The sequence below is a fragment of the Thermohalobaculum sediminis genome, from assembly GCF_023487995.1.
Lineage (GTDB): Bacteria > Pseudomonadota > Alphaproteobacteria > Rhodobacterales > Rhodobacteraceae > Thermohalobaculum > Thermohalobaculum sediminis.
This window is the reverse complement of record NZ_JAMFKN010000001.1, coordinates 467646-486991: the sequence shown is the minus strand read 5'-3', so window position 1 is coordinate 486991 and position 19346 is coordinate 467646. Positions and strand designations below refer to the sequence as shown.

General features: G+C 67.1%; 27 protein-coding genes. All 27 read left to right on the top strand.

All coding sequences use genetic code 11. The features are described 5' to 3' along the window. Positions 1 to 49: 49 nt before the first annotated feature. The 27 genes from rpoC to rplO all read left to right on the top strand — a co-directional run bounded on the left by rpoC (position 50) and on the right by rplO (position 19246). The gene (gene rpoC, locus M1105_RS02370; RefSeq protein WP_249578738.1) at positions 50 to 4291 is read left to right on the top strand and encodes a DNA-directed RNA polymerase subunit beta'; all 4242 of its coding nucleotides are present in this window, start codon (positions 50 to 52) and stop codon (positions 4289 to 4291) included. A 135-nt stretch (positions 4292 to 4426) separates the two neighbouring features. Next, positions 4427 to 4990, top strand: coding sequence for a YbjN domain-containing protein (locus tag M1105_RS02365; RefSeq protein ID WP_249578737.1), 564 nt, complete (start codon positions 4427 to 4429; stop codon positions 4988 to 4990). A 280-nt stretch (positions 4991 to 5270) separates the two neighbouring features. Beyond that, entirely contained in the window at positions 5271 to 5642 is a 372-nt protein-coding gene (gene rpsL, locus M1105_RS02360) for a 30S ribosomal protein S12 (RefSeq protein ID WP_249578736.1), read from the top strand. A gap of 12 nt (positions 5643 to 5654) precedes the next feature. Further along, a complete protein-coding gene (rpsG, locus tag M1105_RS02355; RefSeq protein WP_249578735.1) occupies positions 5655 to 6125 on the top strand; it encodes a 30S ribosomal protein S7 in 471 nt (156 codons plus the stop codon). Between the two features lie 17 nt (positions 6126 to 6142). Beyond that, entirely contained in the window at positions 6143 to 8284 is a 2142-nt protein-coding gene (gene fusA / locus M1105_RS02350) for an elongation factor G (RefSeq protein WP_249578734.1), read from the top strand. Positions 8285 to 8338: 54 nt separating this feature from the next. Beyond that, positions 8339 to 9514 (top strand): elongation factor Tu, encoded by a 1176-nt coding sequence (gene tuf, locus M1105_RS02345; protein WP_249578654.1) that lies wholly within the window; start codon positions 8339 to 8341, stop codon positions 9512 to 9514. 65 nt (positions 9515 to 9579) lie between these two features. Further along, positions 9580 to 9888, top strand: coding sequence for a 30S ribosomal protein S10 (rpsJ, locus tag M1105_RS02340; protein ID WP_200613472.1), 309 nt, complete (start codon positions 9580 to 9582; stop codon positions 9886 to 9888). A gap of 13 nt (positions 9889 to 9901) precedes the next feature. Continuing rightward, positions 9902 to 10624, top strand: a complete 723-nt coding sequence (gene rplC, locus M1105_RS02335; protein WP_249578733.1) for a 50S ribosomal protein L3 — start codon at positions 9902 to 9904, stop codon at positions 10622 to 10624. Further along, complete coding sequence (gene rplD / locus M1105_RS02330) at positions 10621 to 11253, top strand: 50S ribosomal protein L4 (protein WP_249578732.1); 633 nt, start codon at positions 10621 to 10623, stop codon at positions 11251 to 11253. Before rplC ends, rplD begins: the two co-directional genes overlap by 4 nt. A 2-nt stretch (positions 11254 to 11255) precedes the next feature. Beyond that, positions 11256 to 11552, top strand: coding sequence for a 50S ribosomal protein L23 (locus M1105_RS02325; protein WP_249578731.1), 297 nt, complete (start codon positions 11256 to 11258; stop codon positions 11550 to 11552). 42 nt (positions 11553 to 11594) lie between these two features. Continuing rightward, a complete protein-coding gene (gene rplB / locus M1105_RS02320) occupies positions 11595 to 12431 on the top strand; it encodes a 50S ribosomal protein L2 (RefSeq protein WP_249578730.1) in 837 nt (278 codons plus the stop codon). Between the two features lie 12 nt (positions 12432 to 12443). Next, positions 12444 to 12722 (top strand): 30S ribosomal protein S19, encoded by a 279-nt coding sequence (gene rpsS / locus M1105_RS02315; protein WP_249578729.1) that lies wholly within the window; start codon positions 12444 to 12446, stop codon positions 12720 to 12722. A gap of 4 nt (positions 12723 to 12726) precedes the next feature. Then, positions 12727 to 13107: a 50S ribosomal protein L22 gene (gene rplV, locus M1105_RS02310; RefSeq protein ID WP_249578728.1), complete on the top strand. Its 381-nt coding sequence runs from the start codon at positions 12727 to 12729 to the stop codon at positions 13105 to 13107. Further along, entirely contained in the window at positions 13107 to 13835 is a 729-nt protein-coding gene (rpsC, locus tag M1105_RS02305) for a 30S ribosomal protein S3 (protein WP_249578727.1), read from the top strand. The genes rplV and rpsC overlap by 1 nt, the downstream gene beginning before the upstream one ends. A gap of 21 nt (positions 13836 to 13856) precedes the next feature. After that, a complete protein-coding gene (rplP, locus tag M1105_RS02300) occupies positions 13857 to 14270 on the top strand; it encodes a 50S ribosomal protein L16 (RefSeq protein WP_249578726.1) in 414 nt (137 codons plus the stop codon). 117 nt (positions 14271 to 14387) lie between these two features. Then, complete coding sequence (gene rpmC, locus M1105_RS02295; RefSeq protein WP_249578725.1) at positions 14388 to 14594, top strand: 50S ribosomal protein L29; 207 nt, start codon at positions 14388 to 14390, stop codon at positions 14592 to 14594. 5 nt (positions 14595 to 14599) lie between these two features. Beyond that, positions 14600 to 14833 carry a 30S ribosomal protein S17 gene (rpsQ, locus tag M1105_RS02290; RefSeq protein WP_249578724.1) on the top strand — a complete coding sequence of 78 codons (234 nt, stop codon included), beginning with the start codon at positions 14600 to 14602 and terminating at the stop codon, positions 14831 to 14833. 72 nt (positions 14834 to 14905) lie between these two features. Continuing rightward, entirely contained in the window at positions 14906 to 15274 is a 369-nt protein-coding gene (gene rplN / locus M1105_RS02285; protein WP_200613440.1) for a 50S ribosomal protein L14, read from the top strand. After that, positions 15274 to 15591 (top strand): 50S ribosomal protein L24, encoded by a 318-nt coding sequence (gene rplX / locus M1105_RS02280; RefSeq protein ID WP_249578723.1) that lies wholly within the window; start codon positions 15274 to 15276, stop codon positions 15589 to 15591. The genes rplN and rplX overlap by 1 nt, the downstream gene beginning before the upstream one ends. Further along, complete coding sequence (rplE, locus tag M1105_RS02275) at positions 15584 to 16144, top strand: 50S ribosomal protein L5 (protein ID WP_249578722.1); 561 nt, start codon at positions 15584 to 15586, stop codon at positions 16142 to 16144. The genes rplX and rplE overlap by 8 nt, the downstream gene beginning before the upstream one ends. Before the next feature lie 19 nt (positions 16145 to 16163). Further along, positions 16164 to 16469 carry a 30S ribosomal protein S14 gene (rpsN, locus tag M1105_RS02270; protein WP_249578721.1) on the top strand — a complete coding sequence of 102 codons (306 nt, stop codon included), beginning with the start codon at positions 16164 to 16166 and terminating at the stop codon, positions 16467 to 16469. Positions 16470 to 16482: 13 nt separating this feature from the next. Continuing rightward, the gene (gene rpsH, locus M1105_RS02265; RefSeq protein WP_249578720.1) at positions 16483 to 16881 is read left to right on the top strand and encodes a 30S ribosomal protein S8; all 399 of its coding nucleotides are present in this window, start codon (positions 16483 to 16485) and stop codon (positions 16879 to 16881) included. A gap of 10 nt (positions 16882 to 16891) precedes the next feature. Beyond that, positions 16892 to 17425 carry a 50S ribosomal protein L6 gene (gene rplF / locus M1105_RS02260; RefSeq protein ID WP_249578719.1) on the top strand — a complete coding sequence of 178 codons (534 nt, stop codon included), beginning with the start codon at positions 16892 to 16894 and terminating at the stop codon, positions 17423 to 17425. A 12-nt stretch (positions 17426 to 17437) separates the two neighbouring features. Next, complete coding sequence (gene rplR, locus M1105_RS02255; RefSeq protein ID WP_249578718.1) at positions 17438 to 17797, top strand: 50S ribosomal protein L18; 360 nt, start codon at positions 17438 to 17440, stop codon at positions 17795 to 17797. Between the two features lie 13 nt (positions 17798 to 17810). Next, complete coding sequence (gene rpsE / locus M1105_RS02250) at positions 17811 to 18383, top strand: 30S ribosomal protein S5 (RefSeq protein WP_249578717.1); 573 nt, start codon at positions 17811 to 17813, stop codon at positions 18381 to 18383. 13 nt (positions 18384 to 18396) lie between these two features. Beyond that, positions 18397 to 18585, top strand: coding sequence for a 50S ribosomal protein L30 (rpmD, locus tag M1105_RS02245; RefSeq protein WP_249578716.1), 189 nt, complete (start codon positions 18397 to 18399; stop codon positions 18583 to 18585). A 172-nt stretch (positions 18586 to 18757) separates the two neighbouring features. Continuing rightward, complete coding sequence (rplO, locus tag M1105_RS02240) at positions 18758 to 19246, top strand: 50S ribosomal protein L15 (RefSeq protein WP_249578715.1); 489 nt, start codon at positions 18758 to 18760, stop codon at positions 19244 to 19246. Positions 19247 to 19346 lie beyond the last annotated feature (100 nt).

The window sequence follows — 19346 nt, the reverse complement described above, 5'->3', positions numbered from 1 at the left end:
GCCTCAGGGGGCTCCCATCGTTGATGGGGGAGATGACGGAGAGTTTGAGATGAACCAGGAACTCACCAATCTGTTCCACACGCATGATGCGCCGAAATCGTTCGACGAGATCAAGATCTCGCTGGCGAGCCCGGAGCGCATCCTGTCGTGGTCGTTCGGCGAGATCAAGAAGCCCGAGACGATCAACTACCGCACCTTCAAGCCCGAGCGCGACGGCCTGTTCTGCGCGCGCATTTTCGGGCCGATCAAGGATTACGAGTGCCTGTGCGGCAAGTACAAGCGCATGAAGTATCGCGGGGTGACCTGCGAGAAATGCGGCGTCGAGGTCACGCTGCAGAAGGTCCGGCGCGAGCGCATGGGCCATATCCAGCTTGCGGCGCCGGTCGCCCACATCTGGTTCCTCAAGTCGCTGCCCTCCCGCATCGGCCTGATGCTGGACATGACGCTGCGCGACCTCGAGCGCATCCTCTACTTCGAGCAGTACGTGGTGATCGAGGCCGGCATGACCGACCTGACGCCGGGCCAGATGCTGACCGAGGAGGAGTATCTCGACGCGCAGGACCAGTATGGCGAGGATGCCTTCCGCGCCGGCATCGGCGCCGAGGCGATCCGCGAGATGCTGGCCGCCATCGACCTCGAGGAGGAGGCCGACCGTCTGCGCGTCGATCTCTCCGAGGCCACCGGTGAGCTCAAGCCCAAGAAGATCATCAAGCGCCTGAAGCTGGTCGAAAGCTTCCTCGAGTCGGGCAACCGGCCCGAGTGGATGGTGCTGACCGTGGTCCCGGTGATCCCGCCCGAGCTGCGCCCGCTGGTGCCGCTGGATGGTGGGCGCTTTGCCACCTCGGACCTCAACGACCTCTACCGCCGCGTCATCAACCGTAACAACCGCCTGAAGCGGCTGATCGAGCTGCGCGCGCCCGACATCATCATCCGCAACGAGAAGCGGATGCTGCAGGAGGCGGTCGACGCCCTCTTCGACAACGGCCGGCGCGGCCGCGTCATCACGGGCGCGAACAAGCGGCCGCTCAAGTCGCTCTCGGACATGCTCAAGGGCAAGCAGGGTCGGTTCCGCCAGAACCTGCTGGGCAAGCGCGTGGACTTCTCGGGCCGCTCGGTCATCGTGACGGGGCCCGAGCTCAAGCTGCACCAGTGCGGCCTGCCGAAGAAGATGGCGCTGGAGCTGTTCAAGCCGTTCATCTACTCGCGGCTCGACGCTAAGGGCTATTCGGCAACCGTGAAGCAGGCGAAGAAGCTGGTCGAGAAGGAGCGCCCGGAGGTCTGGGACATCCTCGACGAGGTGATCCGCGAGCACCCGGTGCTGCTCAACCGCGCGCCGACGCTGCACCGCCTCGGCATCCAGGCCTTCGAGCCCGTGCTGATCGAGGGCAAGGCGATCCAGCTTCATCCGCTGGTCTGCGCCGCCTTCAACGCCGACTTCGACGGCGACCAGATGGCCGTGCACGTTCCGCTGAGCCTCGAGGCCCAGCTGGAAGCGCGCGTCCTGATGATGTCGACGAACAACGTGCTGAGCCCCGCGAACGGCAAGCCGATCATCGTGCCGTCGCAGGACATGATCCTCGGGCTCTACTACCTCTCGCTCGAGAAGTCGGGCGAGCCGAACGAGGGCAAGGCCTTCGCGGACATGGCCGAGATCGAGCACGCCCTCGCCTCGGGCCTGATCAACCTGCACACCCGTATCGTCACCCGCTTCCGGACGGTTGACGAGAACGGTGACAGCATCGTCCAGCGCGTCGAGACGACTGCGGGGCGCATGATGATCGCGAACCTGCTGCCGCGGAACCCGAAGGTGCCCTTCGACATCGTCAACCGCGTGCTGAGGAAGCGCGAGGTCGGCGAGGTGATCGACACCGTCTACCGCCACTGCGGGCAGAAGGAGTCGGTGATCTTCTGCGACCGGATCATGTCGCTGGGCTTCAAGGAAGCCTGCAAGGCCGGCATCTCGTTCGGCAAGGACGACATGGTGATCCCGGACTCGAAGTGGGACATCGTCAACGAGACGCGCGAGCTCGTGAAGGAGTTCGAGCAGCAGTACATGGACGGCCTGATCACCCAGGGCGAGAAGTACAACAAGGTCGTCGACGCCTGGGCGAAGTGCACCGACAAGGTGGCCGACGCCATGATGAAGGAGATCTCGTCGGTCCAGATCGACCAGGAGACCGGCCGCGAGCGCGAGCCGAACTCGGTCTACATGATGAGCCACTCGGGTGCGCGCGGCTCGCCCACCCAGATGCGCCAGCTCGCCGCCATGCGCGGCCTGATGGCCAAGCCTTCGGGCGAGATCATCGAGACGCCGATCGTGTCGAACTTCAAGGAAGGCCTCACCGTGCTCGAGTACTTCAACTCGACTCACGGCGCACGCAAGGGCCTGGCCGACACGGCCCTCAAGACCGCGAACTCGGGCTACCTGACGCGGCGCCTCGTGGACGTGGCGCAGGACTGCATCATCAAGCTCGAGGATTGCGGCACCTCGCAGGGCATCACCGCGCGCGCGGTGATCGACGGCGGCAACGTGATCGCCTCGATCGGCGAGCAGGTGCTGGGCCGCGTGCCTCTCGAGGATGTGCTCGACCCGGCGACGGGCGAGGTGATCCACCCCGCGAACGAGCTGATCGAGGAGCGCCACGCCACGGCCATCGACGAGGCCAAGGTGCAGGAGATCTATGTCCGCTCGCCGCTGACTTGTGAGGCCGAGGACGGGATCTGCGCCCAGTGCTACGGGCGCGACCTTGCCCGCGGTACCCGCGTGAACGTCGGCGAGGCGGTGGGCATCATCGCCGCGCAGTCGATCGGCGAGCCGGGCACCCAGCTGACGATGCGGACCTTCCACATCGGCGGCGCGGCGAACGTCTCGAACCAGTCGTTCCTCGAGTCGACGCAGGAAGGCAAGCTGGAGTTCCGCAACGCCAACACGCTGACCAGCGCCGATGGCGAGGTGATCGTGATGGCGCGCAACATGCAGCTTGCCATCGTCGACGAGCAGGGCCGCGAGCGGGCGGCCTACAAGGTCACCTACGGCACCAAGCTGCTGGCGGCCGAAGGGATCGAGGTCAAGCGCGGCGATCGGCTGGCCGAGTGGGACCCCTACACCCTGCCGATCATCGCCGAGAAGGCGGGCATCGCGAAGTTCGTCGACCTCTACGCCGGCATCTCGGTGCGAGAGGAGACGGACGAGGCGACGGGCATCGCGCAGCGGATCGTGTCGGACTGGCGCTCGGCCCCCAAGGGCAACGAGCTTCGCCCGGCGATCACGCTGGTCGATGCGAACGGCGAAATGGTCAAGCTGGATAACGGCAACCCGGCCCATTACTTCATGTCGGTCGACGCGATCCTGTCGGTCGAGGACGGGCAGGAGATCAAGGCCGGCGGCGTGATCGCGCGCATCCCGCGCGAGGGCGCCCGGACCAAGGACATCACTGGCGGCCTGCCGCGCGTGGCCGAGCTGTTCGAGGCCCGGCGTCCGAAGGACCACGCGATCATCGCCGAGATCGACGGCACGGTGCACTTCGCCAAGGACTACAAGAACAAGCGCCGCATCGTGCTGGAGCCGCGCGACGAGAGCCTCGAGCCCCGGGAATACCTGATCCCGAAGGGCAAGCACATCACCGTGCAGGAAGGCGACGTGATCCAGAAGGGCGAGTACATCATGGACGGCAATCCCGCCCCCCATGACATCCTCGCGATCATGGGCATCGAGGCGCTGGCCGAGTACCTGATCAACGAGGTGCAGGACGTCTATCGGCTGCAGGGCGTGAAGATCAACGACAAGCACATCGAGGTGATCGTCCGCCAGATGCTGCAGAAGATCGAGATCACGGCCTCGGGCGACACGACGCTGCTGCCGGGCGAGCAGATCGACCGCTTCGAGTTCGACGAGATCAACGCCAAGATGGACGCGCAGGGCAAGCGTCCCGCCCAGGGCGGGCCGGTTCTGCTGGGCATCACCAAGGCGAGCCTGCAGACGCGCTCGTTCATCTCGGCCGCCTCGTTCCAGGAGACGACCCGGGTGCTGACCGAGGCCGCCGTCCAGGGCAAGCGCGACAAGCTGGTGGGTCTCAAGGAGAACGTGATCGTCGGGCGCCTGATCCCGGCGGGCACGGGCGGGGCCACGATGCGCCTCAAGCTCGAGGCGCAGCGGCGCGACAAGCGCATCGTCGCGGAGCGCGAGGCAGCGGCGCGCGATGCCGCGGCGGCCCTGGAGGTGATCGACGTCGCCGACGAGTCGGTCGATCCCGAGCCGTCCCCGGGCGGAGGCTTCGGCGAGATCCTCTGACCGGCGCGCGCGCGCCCCTCGCGACAACGACGGAAGCCCGGCCCCCGCGGCCGGGCTTTCCATTTTCTCAGACCCGCGTGATCGCCTGCGTTTCCCCATTGCGCGCGCGGCGGGAGCACGGCAGGGTCCGGCGCCATGGAGCCCCGCCGCCGTCCCACCTGCTGCCCACGACCGCACGCCGCGATCGCCCTTGCCGGCGCGCTCGCAGCGTGCACGACGGCCCCCGCGGGCTTCGAGCGCCCTGAGCAGCCGCTGCCGACGCCCGAGGGGCTGGTGGACGCGACCGATCCGCAGCCGATCTCGGAAGTCGCCTGGCGCTATGGGCCGGCGCCGTGGAAGACCGATGCGGTGGGAGACCCGCGGATCGAGGCCGAGATGGGTGGCCTCGCCTACGCGATCGAGTTCTATGGCTGCGACGTGGGCCGCGGCTGCACCGACCTGCGGTTCGTGACGCGGGCGACGGTGATGGACGCCGAGGCGCCCGACCGCCCGGCCTCGCGCCAGGCGCTGGTCTGGAAGGCTAACCGGTGGAATCTGGAGCACCGCTTCGGCAAGGCGAGCGCGGGCGAGGCGCGGGGCGAGCTGATCCTCGAGCTGAACGCGACTCTCGCCGGCGGGGTGACCCGGCAAAACCTCGACGCGCTGTTCGACTGGTGGCGCGTGGCACTGGCGGAATTTCGCGATTTCACCGAGCTTTAGCGGGCCTTCGTCCCGGGGCCGGGGGTGAAAAATCGCCCTTGACCGCCCCGGGGGGCACGAGTATGTTCCGCGGACTTTCGCGCGGGGACTCTCGCGCGAGGTTCAGAACTGCCTAAAGAATGGCATGCATGACCCGGCTTCGGCCCGGTCCTCTGAAATTCTGCCGCAGGGATGCGATCCTCGCATCGTTTGCGGCTTTTCGTGCGTTCCCGCACGGCCCGTGTGGCCAGACGGGGGACCGCAGGGAACGGATGGAAGAACGAGAAGGGCAACGCGACCCATGCCGACGATCCAGCAGCTGATCCGGAAGCCCCGGCAGCCCAGAGTCAAGCGACAGAAGGCCCAGCACCTGCAGGCCTGCCCTCAGAAGCGCGGCGTCTGCACGCGCGTCTACACCACGACGCCGAAGAAGCCGAACTCGGCGCTCCGCAAGGTGGCGAAGGTCCGGCTCACCAACGGCTTCGAGGTGATCAGCTACATCCCCGGCGAGGGCCACAACCTTCAGGAGCATTCGGTGGTCCTGATCCGCGGCGGCCGCGTCAAGGACCTTCCGGGCGTGCGCTACCACATCCTGCGCGGCGTGCTCGACACGCAGGGCGTGAAGGACCGCAAGCAGCGCCGCTCGAAATACGGCGCCAAGCGTCCGAAGTAAGGAGACCGCGACATGTCCCGTCGTCACAGCGCCGAGAAGCGCGAAGTCCTGCCGGACGCCAAGTTCGGCGACCGCGTCGTCACCAAGTTCATGAACAACCTGATGTATGACGGCAAGAAGTCGGCCGCCGAGAGCATCGTCTACGGCGCGTTCGACCGCATCCACGCCCGGCTCAAGCGCGAGCCGGTCGAGGTGTTCCACGAGGCGCTCGACAACGTGAAGCCCTCGGTCGAGGTCCGCTCGCGCCGCGTCGGCGGTGCCACCTACCAGGTTCCGGTCGACGTGCGCCCCGAGCGCCGCGAGGCGCTGGCGATCCGCTGGCTGATCGACGCCTCGCGCAAGCGCAACGAGAACACCATGGAAGAGCGCCTTGCCGCCGAGCTGATGGACGCGGTGCAGAACCGCGGCACGGCGGTCAAGAAACGCGAAGACACGCACAAGATGGCGGATGCCAACAAGGCGTTCAGCCACTACCGCTGGTAACCCGAGGAATTTGAACTATGGCCCGCGCATTCCCGCTCAGCCGTTATCGCAACTTCGGCATCATGGCCCACATCGATGCTGGCAAGACCACGACGACCGAGCGCATCCTCTACTACACCGGAAAGTCGCACAAGCTGGGCGAGGTGCATGACGGCGCCGCGACCATGGACTGGATGGAGCAGGAGCAGGAGCGCGGGATCACCATCACCTCGGCCGCGACCACGACCTTCTGGTTCCGCACCGAGGACGGCAAGAACCCGACCGGCCTCTACGGCGACACGCCGGACGAGGCGCGCTTCCGCTTCAACATCATCGACACGCCCGGCCACGTCGACTTCACCATCGAGGTCGAGCGCTCGCTCGCCGTGCTCGACGGCGCGGTCTGCGTGCTGGACGCGAATGCGGGCGTCGAGCCCCAGACCGAGACGGTCTGGCGCCAGGCCGACCGCTACGAGGTGCCCCGCGTCGTGTTCGTCAACAAGATGGACAAGATCGGCGCGGACTTCTTCAACTGCGTCCGCATGATCAAGGACCGCACCGGCGCGCAGCCGCTGCCGATCCAGTGTCCGATCGGGGCCGAAAACGAGTTCGAGGGCCTGATCGACCTCCTGACCATGAAGGAGTGGGTCTGGAAGGGCGAGGACCTCGGCGCGAGCTGGCTGGTGCAGGAGATCCGCGCCGAGCTGAAGGACAAGGCCGAGGAGATGCGCGCCGCGCTGGTCGAGCTTGCCGTCGAGCAGGACGACGAGGCGATGGAAGCCTATCTCGAGGGCAACGAGCCCGACTACAAGACGCTGCTCTCGCTGATCCGCAAGGGCACGCTGTCGATGTCGTTCGTGCCCGTGCTCTGCGGCTCGGCCTTCAAGAACAAGGGCGTGCAGCCGATGCTGAACGCCGTGATCGACTTCCTGCCGGGCCCGCTCGACGTTCCTGCCTACAAGGGCTTCAAGCCGGGCGACGAGACCGAAACCCGCAACATCGAGCGCAAGGCCGATGACGCGCAGCCCTTCTCGGGCCTCGCTTTCAAGATCATGAACGACCCCTTCGTGGGCTCGCTGACCTTCACCCGGATCTATTCGGGCCAGATCCGGAAGGGCGACGCGCTCATGAACTCGACCAAGGGCAAGCGCGAGCGCGTCGGGCGCATGATGATGATGCACTCGAACAACCGCGAGGAGATCGACGAGGCCTTCGCCGGCGACATCATCGCGCTCGCGGGCCTCAAGGAGACCACCACGGGCGACACGCTGTGCGACCCGTCGAACCCGGTCGTCCTCGAGACCATGACCTTCCCCGAGCCGGTGATCGAGATCGCCGTCGAGCCGAAGTCGAAGGCCGACCAGGAGAAGATGTCTGCGGCGCTCGCGCGCCTCGCGGCCGAGGACCCGTCCTTCCGCGTCGAGACCGATCTCGAGTCGGGCCAGACGATCATGAAGGGCATGGGCGAGCTTCACCTCGACATCCTCGTCGACCGCATGAAGCGCGAGTTCAAGGTCGAGGCGAACATCGGCGCGCCTCAGGTCGCCTATCGCGAGACGATCTCGCGCAAGGCCGAGATCGACTACACGCACAAGAAGCAGACCGGCGGCACCGGCCAGTTCGCCCGCATCAAGCTGGTGATCGAGCCGACCGAGCCGGGCGAGGGCTACTCGTTCGAGTCGAAGATCGTCGGCGGCGCGGTGCCGAAGGAGTACATCCCCGGCGTCGAGAAGGGCATCAAGTCGGTGATGGACTCGGGGCCGCTTGCCGGCTTCCCGGTGATCGACTTCAAGGTCGCCCTCATCGACGGCGCGTATCACGACGTCGACTCGTCGGTTCTCGCCTTCGAGATCGCGTCCCGCGCGGCGATGCGCGAGGGCCTGAAGAAGGCGGGCGCCAAGCTGCTCGAGCCGATCATGAAGGTCGAGGTCGTGACCCCGGAGGAATATACCGGCGGCATCATCGGCGACCTGACCAGCCGCCGCGGCCAGGTGCAGGGCCAGGACACCCGCGGGAACGCGAATGTCATCAACGCCTTCGTGCCGCTCGCCAACATGTTCGGCTACATCAACAACCTGCGCTCGATGTCCTCGGGCCGCGCGCAGTTCACGATGCAGTTCGACCATTACGAGCCGGTTCCGTCGAACATCTCTGAGGAAATCCAGGCGAAGTATGCGTGATCCGGCTGCCCGAAGCAGCCGCAGCATCTGACGCCCCACCAGGAGGAAAGAACAATGGGTAAGGCAAAGTTCGAGCGGACGAAGCCGCATGTGAACATCGGGACGATCGGTCACGTCGACCACGGGAAGACGTCGCTGACGGCTGCGATCACGAAGTATTTCGGGGAGTACAAGGCGTACGACCAGATCGACGCGGCGCCGGAGGAGAAGGCGCGCGGGATCACGATCTCGACGGCGCATGTGGAGTACGAGACGGCGGCGCGGCACTACGCGCATGTCGACTGCCCGGGCCATGCGGACTACGTGAAGAACATGATCACGGGTGCCGCGCAGATGGACGGCGCGATCCTGGTGTGCTCGGCCGCGGACGGCCCGATGCCGCAGACGCGCGAGCACATCCTGCTGGCGCGTCAGGTGGGCGTGCCGGCGCTGGTGGTGTTCCTGAACAAGGTCGACCAGGTGGACGACCCGGAGCTTCTGGAGCTCGTCGAGATGGAGGTGCGCGAGCTTCTGAGCTCGTATGACTTCCCGGGCGACGACATCCCGATCGTTGCCGGCTCGGCGCTGGCGGCGCTGGAGGACCGCAACCCCGAGATCGGCGAGCAGAAGGTGCGCGAGCTGATGGCGGCGGTGGACGAGTACATCCCGACGCCGGACCGCCCGATCGACCAGCCCTTCCTGATGCCGATCGAGGACGTCTTTTCGATCTCGGGCCGCGGCACGGTGGTGACGGGGCGCGTCGAGCGCGGCATCGTGACGGTGGGCGAGGAGGTCGAGATCGTCGGCATCCGCCCGACCCGCAAGACCACGGTGACGGGCGTCGAGATGTTCCGCAAGCTGCTGGACCGCGGCGAGGCGGGCGACAACATCGGCGCGCTTCTGCGCGGCGTGGACCGCGAGGGCGTGGAGCGCGGGCAGGTGCTGTGCAAGCCGGGCTCGGTGAAGCCGCACAAGCGCTTCGAGGCTGAGGCCTACATCCTGACGAAGGAGGAGGGCGGCCGTCACACGCCGTTCTTCACCAACTACCGGCCGCAGTTCTACTTCCGCACGACCGACGTGACGGGGACGGTGGAGCTGCCGGAGGGCACCGAGATGGTGATGCCGGGCGACAACCTGAAGTTCACCGTGCAGCTGATCGCCCCGATCGCGATGGAGGAGAAGCTCCGCTTCGCCATCCGCGAGGGCGGCCGCACCGTCGGCGCAGGCGTCGTGTCGAAAATCATCGAGTGAATGAAGGCTTGAGGACCCGGCCGGGGGCCTGACCCCCGGCCGTCCGATTTCCCTGCGAGGCGAAGATGCAAGGTCAGAACATCAGAATCCGGCTCAAGGCCTTCGATCACCGCGTGCTCGATGCCAGCACGGCCGAGATCGTGAACACGGCCAAGCGGACCGGCGCGCAGGTGCGCGGCCCGATCCCGCTGCCGAACAAGATCGAGAAATTCACCGTGCTGCGCGGCCCTCATATCGACAAGAAGAGCCGCGAGCAGTTCGAGATCCGCACCCACAAGCGTCTTCTCGACATTGTGGACCCGACGCCCCAGACCGTGGACGCGCTGATGAAGCTCGACCTCGCGGCTGGCGTCGATGTCGAGATCAAGATCTGAGGAGGCGACGTCCATGCGCTCCGGCGTGATCGCAAAGAAGCTGGGCATGACCCGGCTGTTCATGGAGGACGGACGGCAGGTGCCGGTCACCGTGCTCCAGATGGAGAATGTCCAGGTCGTCGCCCAGCGCACGGCCGACCGCGACGGCTATACGGCCGTCCAGCTCGGCGCGGGCGAGGCCAAGGCCAAGAACACCACGCAGCCGATGCGCGGCCATTTCGCCAAGGCGAATGTCGCGCCGAAGCGCCGCCTCGTCGAGTTCCGCGTGGCGCCCGAGAACCTGATCGACGTGGGGGCGGAGATCACCGCCGACCACTTCGTGAGCGGCCAGCTCGTGGACGTTGCCGGCACGTCGATCGGCAAGGGCTTCGCGGGTGCGATGAAGCGGCACAACTTTGGTGGCCTGCGCGCCTCGCACGGCGTGTCGATCAGCCACCGCAGCCACGGCTCGACCGGCCAGTGCCAGGACCCCGGCAAGGTGTTCAAGGGCAAGAAGATGGCGGGCCACATGGGCGACGCACGGGTGACCGTGCAGAACCTCGAGGTGGTGCGCACCGATGCCGAGCGCGGCCTGCTCATGATCAAGGGCGCGGTTCCCGGCTCGCGCGGCGGTTGGGTCACGGTCCGCGACGCGGTGAAGCGCCCGGCGCATGACGGCGTGCCGATGCCGGCCGCGATCCGCGCGGCGGAGGCTGCGGCGGTTGCCGAGGCCTCGGCCGAAGGGGGTGAGGAATGAAACTCGCAGTGATCAATCTCGATGCCGCCGCGGCGGGCGAGGTCGAGGTCTCGGACGAGATCTTCGGCGTCGAGCCGCGCGCCGACATCCTGCAGCGCGTGGTACGCTGGCAGCTGGCCAAGCGCCAGGCCGGCACCCACAAGACCAAGTCGCGTGGCGAGGTGAGCTACTCGACCAAGAAGATCTACCGCCAGAAGGGCACCGGCGGTGCCCGTCACGGCGACAAGGGCGTCACGCAGTTCCGGCACGGCGGCAACGCCAAGGGCCCGGTGGTCCGCAGCCACGCGCACGACCTGCCCAAGAAGGTCCGTGCGCTGGGCCTGAAGATGGCGCTCTCGGCCAAGGCGAAGGACGGCCAGCTCATCGTCGTCGACGAGGCGCGGCTGGATGCGCCCAAGACCAAGGCGCTGGCCGACAAGGTCGCGAAGCTGGGCTGGAGCAAGGCGCTGGTGATCGACGGAGCCGAGCTCGACGCGAACTTCGCGCGCGCCGCCCAGAACCTCGACGCGGTGCACGTGCTGCCGGGCCAGGGCGCGAATGTCTACGACATCCTGCGCAAGGACACCCTGGTGGTGACGAAGGCGGGTCTCGCGGCGCTGGAAGCGCGGCTCGCGGCGAAGGAGGCGTGACGATGACCGACAAGGCAGCCCTCTACGACGTGATCCGCCGTCCCATCATCACCGAGAAGGCGACGATGGTCTCGGAGTCGAACGCGGTGGTGTTCGAGGTCGCGATGGACTCGACCAAGCCCCTGATCAAGGAGGCGGTCGAGGCCCTGTTCAACGTGAAGGTGAAGGCCGTCAACACGACCGTCACCAAGGGCAAGGTGAAGCGCTTCCGCGGCAAGCCGGGGCGGCGCAGCGATGTCAAGAAGGCCTATGTGACCCTCGAGGAGGGGAACGCGATCGACGTGACCACCGGTCTCTGAGATCTGGGCACGGACTGAAACGAGCAAACGGAAGACAGCAAGATGGCGTTGAAAACCTATAAGCCGACGACGCCGGGCCAGCGCGGGCTGGTTCTGATCGACCGTTCCGGGCTCTGGAAGGGCCGTCCCGAGAAGACCCTCATCGAGGGGCTCACGGGCAACGGCGGCCGGAACAATACCGGACGGATCACCGCGCGTCGGCGCGGCGGCGGCGCGAAGCGGCTCTACCGCATCGTGGACTTCAAGCGGACCAAGGCCGATGTGCCGGCGACCGTCGAGCGGATCGAGTATGACCCGAACCGCACGGCGTTCATCGCGCTCATCCGGTACGAGGACGGCGAGCTTGCCTACATCCTGGCGCCGCAGCGCCTGGGCGTCGGCGACAAGGTCGTCTCGGGCCGCAAGGTCGACGTGAAGCCCGGCAACGCGATGCCGTTCACCGGCATGCCGATCGGCACGATCGTCCACAATGTCGAGATGAAGCCCGGCAAGGGCGGCCAGATCGCGCGGGCGGCGGGCACCTATGCCCAGTTCGTCGGCCGTGACGGCGGTTATGCCCAGCTGCGTCTCAGCTCGGGCGAGCTGCGCATCGTTCGGCAGGAGTGCATGGCGACGGTCGGCGCGGTGTCGAACCCCGACAACTCGAACCAGAACTTCGGCAAGGCCGGCCGCACCCGCCACCAGGGCAAGCGCCCCGCCGTCCGCGGCGTCGCGATGAACCCGATCGACCACCCGCATGGCGGCGGCGAGGGCCGCACCTCGGGCGGCCGTCACCCGGTCACCCCCTGGGGCAAGCCCACGAAGGGGCGCAAGACGCGCTCCAACAAGGCGACCGCGAAGTACATCCTGCGCTCGCGCCACGCGCGCAAGTCGAAGTAAGGAGGCGAGAACATGCCACGTTCCGTCTGGAAGGGTCCGTTCGTCGACTCCTACGTGCTGAAGAAGGCCGCGAAGTCGCGCGAGTCGGGTCGCAACGAGGTCATCAAGATCTGGTCGCGCCGCTCGACCATCCTGCCGCAGTTCGTCGGGCTGACCTTCGGTGTCTATAACGGCCAGAAGCACATCCCGGTGAGCGTCACCGAGGAGATGATCGGCCACAAGTTCGGCGAGTTCTCGCCGACCCGCACCTATTACGGCCACGCGGCCGACAAGAAAGCGAAGCGGAGGTAAGACCATGGGTCAGGAAAAGAACCCCCGCCGCGTCGCCGACAACGAGGCGATGGCCGTGAACCGGATGCTGCGGGTCAGCCCGCAGAAGCTCAACCTCGTGGCGCAGATGATCCGCGGCAAGTCCGCCGACCAGGCGCTGGCGATGCTGACCTTCTCGAAGAAGCGCATCGCCGAGGACGTGAAGAAGACGCTGCAGTCGGCGATCGCGAACGCCGAGAACAACCACGGCCTCGACGTCGACGCGCTGGTCGTGTCCGAGGCCTTCGTCGGCAAGAACCTTGTGTTGAAGCGTGGCCGCCCGCGTGCGCGTGGCCGCTATGGGCGGATCATGAAGCCGTTCAGCCAGCTCACGATCAAGGTCCGGCAGGTAGAGGAGCAGGCCTGATGGGTCACAAGGTTAATCCGATCGGCCTTCGTGTCGGCATCAACCGTACCTGGGACAGCCGCTGGTACGCCGACCGCAAGGAATACGGCCAGCTGCTGCACGAGGACCTGCGGATCCGCGACTTCATCCGCAAGGAGGCCGCGCAGGCCGGCGTCAGCCGCGTCGTGATCGAGCGCCCGCACAAGAAGTGCCGGGTGACGGTCCACACCGCGCGTCCGGGCGTGATCATCGGCAAGAAGGGCGCGGACATCGAGAAGCTGCGCTCGAAGCTGGCCGCGCTCACGGCGAGCGAGCTGCATCTCAACATCGTCGAGATCCGCCGCCCCGAGCTCGACGCGCAGCTGGTGGCCGAGAACATCGCCCAGCAGCTCGAGCGCCGCGTCTCGTTCCGCCGGGCGATGAAGCGGGCGGTGCAGAACGCCATGCGCATGGGCGCGCTGGGCATCCGCATCAACTGCGCGGGCCGCCTTGGCGGCGCCGAGATCGCGCGCACCGAGTGGTATCGCGAGGGCCGCGTGCCGCTGCACACGCTGCGTGCGGACATCGACTACGCGCTGGCCGAGGCGAAGACCGCATACGGCATCATCGGGATCAAGGTCTGGATCTTCAAGGGCGAGGTGATGGAGCACGATCCCTCGGCCCGTGACCGCCGCCAGCAGGAAATGCAGGAAGGCGGCGCCGGGCGCCCCGGCCGCGACCGCGACCATCGCGGCGACCGCGACCGCTGACGCAGGGCAGGGAGACGAGCAATGCTTTCGCCGAAACGAACCAAGTTCCGCAAGCAGCACAAGGGCCGGATCCACGGCGAGGCCAAGGGCGGCTTCGACCTGAACTTCGGCACCTTCGGGCTCAAGGCGGTCGAGCCCGAGCGCATCACGGCGCGTCAGATCGAGGCGGCACGCCGCGCGATGACCCGCCAGATGAAGCGTCAGGGCCGCATCTGGATCCGCATCTTCCCCGATGTCCCGGTCACGCAGAAGCCGACCGAGGTCCGCATGGGCAAGGGCAAGGGTTCGGTCGAGTACTGGGCGGCCAAGGTCAAGCCCGGCCGTATCATGTTCGAGATTGACGGCGTGCCCGAACCTGTGGCAAGGGAGGCCCTCCGTCTCGCGGCCATGAAGCTGCCGATCAAGAGCCGGGTCGTCGTCCGCGAGGACTGGTGAGAAATTTCGGGTCCGCCCCCGCCTTGCGGGCGAGGGGGCGGATCGATTTTTGATGAATGATGCGGTGGCGCGGGCCCTGCGGCTGCGCCCCCGCATATCTGTCAAAGGAGACGTGCCATGAAGGCCACTGAGCTGCGCGACAAGACGCCGGATCAGCTGCGCCAGGATCTCGAGGTCCTGAAGAAGGAGGCCTTCAACCTCCGCTTCCAGGCCGCGACCGGCCAGCTTGAGAACACGGCGAGAAAGCGCGCCGTCCGCCGCGACATCGCGCGGGTGAACACCATCCTGATCGAGAAGGCCCGCGCCGCGGCCGGGGCGGAGTGAGAGAGATGCCGAAGCGAATCCTGCAGGGCACCGTCGTGAGCGACAAGAACGAGCAGACCGTCACGGTCCTGGTCGAGCGGCGCTTCACGCACCCGGTTCTGAAGAAGACCGTCCGCAGCTCGAAGAAGTACCGCGCCCATGACGCGGCCAACGAGTTCAAGGTCGGCGAGACCGTGCGCATTCAGGAATGCGCGCCGATCTCGAAAAGCAAGCGCTGGGAGGTCGTCGGCCGGGTCTGATCCGGTCCGACATCCCAGCTGATCGAAACCGCGGGGCCATGAAGGGGTCCCCGCAGGTCGGGAGAGCAAAGCATGATCCAGATGCAGACCAATCTGGACGTCGCCGACAACTCCGGCGCGCGTCGGGTGCAGTGCATCAAGGTGCTTGGCGGCGCGAAGCGTAAATACGCGGGCGTCGGCGACATCATCGTCGTCTCGGTGAAGGAGGCGATCCCCCGCGGCCGCGTGAAGAAGGGCGACGTGCGCAAGGCCGTCGTCGTTCGCACCGCCAAGGAAGTCCGGCGCGAGGATGGCACCACCATCCGGTTCGACCGCAACGCCGCGGTCATCCTCAACAACAACCTCGAGCCGGTCGGCACCCGCATCTTCGGGCCGGTCGTGCGCGAGCTGCGCGCCAAGAACTTCATGAAGATCATTTCGCTCGCGCCGGAGGTGCTGTGATGGCCGCGAAGCTCAAGAAGGGCGACAAGGTCGTGGTCCTGACCGGCCGCGACAAGGGCAAGGAGGGGGAGATCCTCCGGGTGATCCCCAAGGACGGCCGCGCGGTCGTCGCGGGCGTCAACATGGTGACCCGTCACCAGCGCCAGACCCAGACCAGCCAGGGCGGCCGCATCCAGAAGGAAGCGGCGATCGACCTGTCGAACATCGCGCTCGTCGACCCGAAGGAGGGCGGCCCGACCCGTGTCGGCTTCCGCATCCTCGAGGACGGCACCAAGGTCCGCTTTGCAAAGAAGTCGGGGGAGGTCATCGATGGCTGACGGCTCCGCATATGTGCCCCGTCTCCGCGCTCTCTACCAGAGCCAGATCCGCCAGGCTCTGAAGGAGCAGTTCGGCTACAAGAACGACATGATGATCCCGCGCCTCGACAAGATCGTCCTGAACATGGGCGTCGGCGAGGCGGTGAGCGACTCGAAGAAGATCAAGTCGGCTCAGGACGAGCTGATGAAGATCGCCGCCCAGAGGCCGGTCGTCACCAAGGCCAAGAAGTCGATCGCCGGCTTCAAGCTGCGCGAGGGCATGCCGATCGGCGTCAAGGTCACGCTGCGCCGCGACCGGATGTACGACTTCCTCGACCGCCTGATCACCGTGGCGATGCCGCGCATCCGCGACTTCCGCGGCGTGCCGGGCAAGAGCTTCGACGGCCGCGGGAACTTCGCGATGGGCGTGAAGGAGCACATCGTGTTCCCCGAGATCGACTACGACAAGGTCGACGCGGTCAAGGGCCTGGAGATCGTGATCAGCACCACGGCAGGCACGGATGCCGAGGCGAAGGCGCTTCTTGCGGCCTTCAACATGCCGTTCCGGACCTGAGCGCGGGAGGAAGAGAGACATGGCAAAGAAGAGCATGGTCGAGCGCGACAAGAAGCGCATCCGCCTTGCCGCGCAGTATGCCGAGAAGCGCGCCGCGCTGAAGGCGATTGCGAGCGACGAGTCGAAGTCGATGGAAGAGCGCTTCAAGGCGCGTCTGAAACTCGCGAAGCTGCCGCGGAACTCGGCCCCGAGCCGCATCCGCAACCGCTGCGAGGTGTCGGGCCGTCCGCGCGCCTACTACCGCAAGCTCAAGATGAGCCGCATCGCGCTCCGTGACCTCGCCTCGCGTGGCGAGATCCCGGGCATGGTCAAGTCGAGCTGGTGAGGAGGGGACAGGTATGTCGATGAACGATCCTCTCGGCGATATGCTCGCCCGCATCCGCAACGCGAGCCTGCGCAACCGCTCGACGGTCCGCACGCCTGCGTCCAAGCTGCGCGGCTGGGTGCTCGACGTCCTGAAGGACGAGGGCTTCATCCGCGGCTACGAGAAGGTGGACGGCCAGGGCGGCCATCCCGAATTCGAGATCAGTCTCAAGTATTTCGACGGCCAGCCCGCGATCCGCGAGCTCAGGCGCATCTCGACCCCCGGTCGGCGCGCCTACTCGGCCTCGAAGGGGCTGCCGCATGTCCGCAACGGGCTCGGCGTCGCCATCGTCTCGACCAGCCGCGGCGTCATGACCGACGCACGCGCGCGGGCGGAGAACGTGGGCGGCGAAGTGCTCTGCACCGTTTTCTGAGGAGGCGATCATGTCGCGTATCGGAAAGAAACCGGTCCAGGCCCCCAAGGGCGCCGAGTTCAAGGTCGCCGGCCAGACCGTGGAGTGCAAGGGGCCCAAGGGCGTCCGCAGCTTCACCGCCACCGACGATGTCGACATCGTGGTCGAGGGCAATGTCGTCACCGTGAAGCCGCGTGGCACCTCGAAGCGCGCGCGTCAGCAGTGGGGCATGGCCCGCACGCAGATCGCTAACCTCGCGCAGGGCGTGACCGAGGGCTTTACCAAGCAGCTCGAGATCCAGGGCGTCGGCTATCGCGCCCAGGTGCAGGGCCGGACCCTGAAGCTGGCGCTGGGCTACAGCCACGACGTCGACTTCGCGATCCCCGAGGGGATCGACGTGGTCTGCCCCAAGCCCACCGAGATCGTGGTGAGCGGCATCGACCAGCAGCTTGTCGGCGAGACCGCCGCCAAGATCCGCGATTGGCGCCGGCCCGAGCCCTACAAGGGCAAGGGCATCCGCTACAAGGGCGAGTTCATCTTCCGCAAGGAAGGCAAGAAGAAGTAAGGACGCAAGGACATGGCCAACAGCAAGCGTGAGCTTTTCCTGCGGCGCCGCCTGCGCGTCCGCAACAAGCTTCGGAAGATGGCGGGCGACAGGCTGCGCATGAGCGTGCACCGGTCCTCGAAGAACATCTCGGTGCAGATCATCGACGACGTGGCGGGGCGCACGGTCGCATCGGCCTCGTCGCTCGAGCCCGCGCTGGGCGTCGTCGGCAAGAACAACGTCGAGGCCGCTAAGAAGATCGGCGCGACCGTCGCCGAGCGTGCCAGGGCGGCCGGCGTCGAGGACGTTTATTTCGACCGGGGCGGGTTCCTGTTCCACGGCAAGATCAAGGCCCTGGCCGATGCCGCCCGCGAGGGCGGGTTGAAGTTCTGAGGAGGCGAGAGAGATGGCAGAACGTGAAGGGCGCCGCGAGCGCCGCGACCGCCGCGAGGAGGATCGCGAGCCGGAATTCGCCGATCGTCTCGTCGCGATCAACCGCGTCTCGAAGACGGTGAAGGGCGGCAAGCGCTTCGGCTTCGCGGCGCTCGTCGTGGTCGGCGACCAGAAGGGTCGCGTCGGCTTCGGCAGCGGCAAGGCCAAGGAGGTCCCCGAGGCCATCCGCAAGGCCACCGAGGAGGCCAAGCGCTCGATGATCCGCGTTCCGCTCCGCGAGGGCCGGACGCTGCATCACGACGTTCTGGGCCGCTGGGGCGCGGGCAAGATCGTCATGCGCTCGGCGCCCGCGGGCACCGGCATCATCGCGGGCGGCCCCTGCCGCGCCGTGTTCGAGATGCTGGGCGTCCAGGACGTTGTCGCCAAGTCGACCGGCAGCCAGAACCCCTACAACATGGTCCGCGCGACCTTCGACGGCCTGCGGAACGAGTTCTCGCCCCGCCAGGTCGCGGCGCGCCGCGGCAAGAAGGTTTCGGACATCCTGCCGGCCCGCGAGGGCCAGCCGGCCGAGACCGCGGACGCCTGAGGAGGTCTGACCCATGGCCAAGACCATCGTCGTCAAGCAGATCGGCAGCCCGATCCGCCGCCCGGCCAAGCAGCGCGAGACGCTGAAGGGGCTGGGGCTGAACAAGATGCATCGCACCCGCGAGCTCGAGGACACGCCCGCGGTGCGAGGGATGGTGAACTCGATCCCGCATCTTGCGGTCATCGTCGAGGAGAAGGGCTGAGGCCCGTTCCCCGGGGGGCGCCAGGCGCGTCCCCCTTCCGCGCCCCTTCCACAGGGGCCGCGCCGGCGCCGGTCCCATCCTTGGTTCGTCCCGAGGCCGGCGCTTCATTGAAACCGTGGCGGCGGGGACTGACGCATTGCCCCGTGCGGTCCGGTGAGAGAGGAGATGCGTCATGAAACTGCACGAACTGCGCGACAATCCCGGCGCGGCGAAGACCAAGAAGCGCGTGGCGCGCGGCCCGGGCTCGGGCAAGGGCAAGACCGCGGGCCGCGGCATCAAGGGCCAGAAGTCGCGCTCGGGCGTGGCGATCAAGGGCTTCGAGGGTGGCCAGATGCCGCTCCACCGCCGCCTGCCGAAGCGCGGCTTCACCAACAAGATGTTCACGAAGAACTTCGCCGTGGTGAACCTGTGCGCCATCCAGCGCTTCATCGACGACGAGAAGATCGACGCCGGCGCGGTGATCGACGAGGCGGTGCTGGTCAATTCGGGCCTGGTGCGGCGCAAGCTCGACGGCATCCGGGTGCTGGCCAAGGGCGCGCTGACCTCGAAGGGCCTGAAGATCGACGTGACCGGCGCCTCGAAGGCGGCCGTCGCGGCGGTCGAGGCGGCGGGCGGGAGCCTCAGCGTGAAGGCCGCGGCCGCCGAGGCCGGCGCCGAGTGACGGCACGCGCGCGCGCCCCTGGCCGAGGCGCGCACCGGAACGGATGAACGGCCGCCGCGGGGCTTTCCCCGTGGCGGCCTTTGACCTGACAAGAGAGGCA